6 protein-coding genes are annotated in these 4,844 nt (G+C 34.1%); all 6 read right to left on the bottom strand.

Annotation, left to right across the window (positions count from 1 at the left end; genetic code table 11):
- On the bottom strand, positions 1-1,006 hold a 1,006-nt coding region (locus QZZ51_RS16160; RefSeq protein ID WP_291871564.1), incomplete at its 3' end, for a DUF3137 domain-containing protein.
- Between the two features lie 8 nt (positions 1,007-1,014).
- On the bottom strand, positions 1,015-1,818 hold the full coding sequence (locus tag QZZ51_RS16155; RefSeq protein ID WP_291871562.1) for a DUF1266 domain-containing protein: 804 nt from the start codon (positions 1,816-1,818) through the stop codon (positions 1,015-1,017).
- Between the two features lie 3 nt (positions 1,819-1,821).
- The gene (locus QZZ51_RS16150; RefSeq protein ID WP_291871559.1) at positions 1,822-2,388 is read right to left on the bottom strand and encodes a LemA family protein; all 567 of its coding nucleotides are present in this window, start codon (positions 2,386-2,388) and stop codon (positions 1,822-1,824) included.
- A gap of 9 nt (positions 2,389-2,397) precedes the next feature.
- Entirely contained in the window at positions 2,398-3,138 is a 741-nt protein-coding gene (locus QZZ51_RS16145) for a hypothetical protein (protein WP_291871557.1), read from the bottom strand.
- A gap of 13 nt (positions 3,139-3,151) precedes the next feature.
- Positions 3,152-3,574: a hypothetical protein gene (locus QZZ51_RS16140; RefSeq protein WP_291871555.1), complete on the bottom strand. Its 423-nt coding sequence runs from the start codon at positions 3,572-3,574 to the stop codon at positions 3,152-3,154.
- Positions 3,575-4,844: hypothetical protein (locus tag QZZ51_RS16135; RefSeq protein ID WP_291871553.1), on the bottom strand; the 1,270-nt coding region annotated here is incomplete at its 5' end. It lies immediately after the preceding gene.

Here is a 4,844-nt window from a genome sequence, read left to right as displayed (position 1 = left end):
CTTCTACTATGGCTATATCATCTAACTTTCCTGAGGGAAACGAAAACAAGCCATGCGTATTTTCAACTGCCAAGTACATTTTTTCGTTATGAAACGATAGTAGTATGGGTCTATTGAACTTCTCTTCTAACGCTAAAACACGCTCCATTAATGCCGTTGATAGTACATATCTAGCCTCTACTTGGTCTGTACTGTAGACCACGAACTTATTCGTGAATCTGACATCTTCTAAAAGTACTTTCTGTTCTTTTTTGAAATTGAAACTGGCGAACCTATCTATTTTTAGTTTCTGATTATTGGTTAAAACCACAGTATGCCCATGTAACTTTTTAGGGTACGCTAACCAACCAAACATTCCTCTAAAGGTATACTGAACATTATCTGCGGTTTTGTTTGTAAATATATTTTTTAAAACATAATTCCAGAAGATCACGAGTATATTCAGGATAGGGATAAGCATTAATCCCTTTGCTAACTTGTTCGAGGTATTTTCTTCTATTATACCTATATCGGCAATATTTACAACACGATTGTCTATGCTGCTTCTTAACTGCCCATAATTTGCTACCATAGTGCTATTATCTACCCAAGAGAATATCTTACTGTTTTTAATTTCCTTAAGGGGAGCAGCCATACCTTGACCAAAATCTACCTTTGGAAATAGCATTTTAACCATTTTAGAAATGGTTGTTTGCTCTTTTTTCATCAACTTTTTAAAGGCATTTGTAAAGAAAAATACCGCCGGATACAATAGGATAACAAGGAAGATAATGGGATATACATTCGCATACGGGTTTTGAACCGTCGCCTGAAATGCATCTAAAAAACCCAGCTGCACATTAGTAAAGTATGACAATGCCATATTTACGAGCATGAGCAAAAAATAAATTCCCGTACTACCCCACATTATTTTTTGAAAAAACAAAGTGCGTTTTCTTTTGGAGTAAATACTATTGAGCTCCTCTTTTACTTCAGAATATACGTTTTGTATTAATTGATTGTCCATGCTTAATACTACCAATTAATGGTATTCCAAGGACTTTGAGGGTTTTCCTGTATTTGCTTGTACATATGGTACATTTCTTCCAGAAAGCCATCTTTTCTATCCCTAATATCAAGTGTAAAGCCTAAAATGTAACTTTTGCCAAATTCATCCCAAGATGAAAAGTTATCCTTTGCTAATTGCGTGGCAAAATTAATAACTTCCCAGGCTTGCTGCTCACTAATAAGCTCTGCAGTATATGCCCTTCTTGCATGTCCTACTAAAACACTCGAATCGTATGCAGCTACGCCTTTATCTAATTCCGAATCAAAGGTTATAAATCCTTTGCTTTTTAGCGTACCTATTGCTTTTCCTGATTTTAATGAATTTAAATAACGTTCTGCACGTTCATTCTTTCCAAATTTTTGATTCATTAAATTATCCCAATTTGCTTCTGGTTCTGTTTTCAACATATTGTAAATGAAATCGAAATACCATCTACGCCCATCTTCCATAAAATAATTGGTTAAACCCCAATATCCTTCTGCTGTATCAATTCCCCAGCCCTCTATATAATTATCGGCGTGTGTTCCTTTCTTAAAAAACAAGGTGTTTGTATTTACTTTCCACCACTCATTAGTTACAGCATCCAACGAAAGAGAAAATAATTGCGTTTCATTCAGATTACCATTTACATCTTTCCTAAATTTTACATTTTCTAAGTCTGGTTCATCATAACTTTCTTTTGCTTTTTTAAAATAACGAATTGCGTAGGAAGCAATCCCTATAATTAAAATAACATAGCCATACCATGGTAAATTTTCAAACATTTGCATACTTTAAGGGTTTAAGAGTTGGTTTATATTTATTTCTTTTTGTTCTGCTTTCGGTATTTCTAAAAGCGTTGCCGTTTTGTCTTTTCTGAAACCTGCTACCACACTTGCCGGAAACATTTGTATCTTATTATTATATGCGGTAACGCCTGCGTTATAGGCCCTTCGGGCGGCAGAAATTTGGTCTTCAATATCGCTTAATTCAAACTGAAGGTTTAAAAATTGCTTGTCGGCCTTTAAATCAGGGTAGTTCTCTACATTAATGTTCAAGCCGCCCATTACCTTGGTCAGCTCATTTGACGCTTCAATTTTTTCTTGAGGATGCGCTGCTTTTTCAACCTTACTTCTTAACTCGGTTACCTTTAGTAAAATCTCTTTTTCGTGCGACAGGTATTTATGGAGCATTGCGACCAAATTCGGAATCAAATCAAAACGCTTTTTTAGGTAAATTTCGATACTTCCAAAAGCTTGAGCTACCTGATTTTTTTTGGCAATTATCTGGTTGTTGATAACGATGCCAAGGATACAAATGAGTGCCAAAAAGGCAATAATACTGATAATGAGGGTGTTCATGATTTTAATTTATTTGTTTCTAATCCAAGTGATAATGCTATTGTTTTTGTTTTTATAAACGACCATTAACCAGTCGCCTTTGTCTTTGATTACGGTAATCTTTTGGTTTTCTATGGTTCGTATTTGATTTCCGAGTCTTTGCTCACCAGTACATGGGTCTTCTGTTTCTGTATTATCTTCTATTGGCGTTGCCCTTAAAATACCCGTAACCACTTTTTGTTTAAAGTTGTAATCAAGTTTTTTAAGCAGAGTATTGTGGTGGTAACTTAGTAGGTCTTCTGTTATTTTGTTTTCAACACCGACAGTAACCTCAAAGAGTAAAATTATTTCTATACATCCTACATGTGAGCTATATACAGAGATGGTTGTATTTTCCGCTTGTGTTATACAAACGGGTTGTCCTGGGCCGTTCCATATTTCAAGAAAGTCCTTACCGTTGTTTGCAAATAGTACGGTAGCTGTATATGGTCTTTTTTCTTGATACACAATGTCTTTAAGCCCATCATTATTAAAATCGATTAAATGAATGTTGTTACCATCAATAGTATAAACATCTCCATTTTTGGCATAGAATTTTGAGTTTTTAAATTTAGAAAATCCAGTAGTATCTTTTTCAAATTCAAAATCCTGCGGCAATTGTAATAGCCTTAACTGCTCTTTTAAAGTGTCCATATTATTTGTTTGAGCACTTGCACAAGACATCGCTAATGGTAAGACTAGTAGCTGTAGTATATATATAATTTTCCCCATAGATGCGGCTTAATTAATTAGTGTTTTCGTCAAAGTTGTATTCTTGTACAACATTGCCTTTGTCATTTAGCTTTTCGCCTATGAGCTTGCCATTACGCATGGTTAGTCTTATATTTTCTATACTAGTATATTTTGTTCTTTCTAGGTCTCCTAAAACAATGGTCCAATGTTTGTTTTTTACCCAATGCCACGGAAACCCGTCTATAATCTCTGATATTCTTTCATCACAACTATTAATAGATACTTCTATAACATCTACATTGTTTTCTTCAAAATAGAGTTCCATATAAATTTCCAAGCCAGCACAAGAATCATCACCTATTACTTCTTCGCAGCTACTTCCTATATGTGCTGTATAAGTTTTACCTACTATTGCTGATTGTGCTTCTAGTGATGTCATCATAAATAGACAGCATATGTATAGTACTGTTTTCATTTAGTTTTGTGTATAGGTTTCTCCATCAAATTTCAAACTTGTTTTCTTACGAGTGACTTCTTTTTTAGACTCACAATCGCCATCTTCTGGCACATAATTCGCACTATAGGTAATTGTACTTTTTGCGATGATATCAAAATAGCCATTGGTGGTTTTTTCTGATATTATGAGTATCCTCTTTTCTTCAGTAAATTCTCCTTCGCAGTCGGTATCCCATTCACCACCATAATTCATAACTGGATAATTATGTAACACCTTTTTTAAAGCGTCTCCAGATTTTACGAATAGCGAAATGGTTTTCTTGGTGTATGGATTTACTCTAGATGACCCAAAATAGTTTACACGTACCCCAAAGGCTCTTGTATCTTTAGCCACAATGTATGGTGCGGTATCTATGCTTATTTTAGAAAGCTGTATAGCATCTGATTCCCAGCCATTTGTTTTTGAACTTTCAAAATAAGTATGGGTGATGCTTCCCGTTAGATTATTTACTAGTACAATATAGCTGTTGAGTTGGTAATGATATTCATCATTATCAGAATCTACAAATTCTGGAATAACTATAATGGTTTCTTGTGTATTTGATGGGTTAACTTTAGCAGCCAGTAAATGAGTATTCACCTGAGAAAAATCTAAACCTAATTGCGATATTACCTTGTCAATAAGTACTTCTTCTGAGCTTAACTCTTTAATAGTTCCGTCTACATCAATTCTATAGACTGACTCTTCTATTCGCTCTTCTTGAGCTTCAAGAAATATATGGCTTCTTGTAAGTGTGCTTTGTGTAATTTTAGTAGTTGTTCTTGTGGGATACTCATCTATTTCATCATGAGCAATAAGAATACTATCTAAGAATTTTCCGTCTAGTGTATAATTTATGAGGATAGATTCCATTTTATTATCCCCTTTTTTAATGGTGACCACTATGGAATAAAAGTCTTCAGTAAACTTTATTTTATAGGACGCAATTGCCTTGTACTTGTGAATATCTTTATTAAAATTATGATATAGGATATTATCTAGATTTAAAACTTCAATATTGACATCGTTATAATCTTCTGCCTCAATAAAACTGTCAAAATTTCTATTATCAATTAAAGGGAGTGTTCTGGTTCTGGTAGTTTCAATCTCTTGTTTAAATCTGACGCTTTCTTTATCACCTAAAGAGATGTCTGTAGCCTCTTGTGCAGACTCTACCCCGCGTACTTGAGCATTACCAATAGCTGTAAGTAAGATGGTAATAATTGTTATGATGTTATTTGAAATTTTC

This window comes from Maribacter sp. (genome assembly GCF_016744255.1).
Lineage (GTDB): Bacteria > Bacteroidota > Bacteroidia > Flavobacteriales > Flavobacteriaceae > Maribacter_B.
The sequence above is the reverse complement of the archived record's forward strand: the minus strand, read 5'-3'. Positions and strand labels throughout refer to the sequence as shown.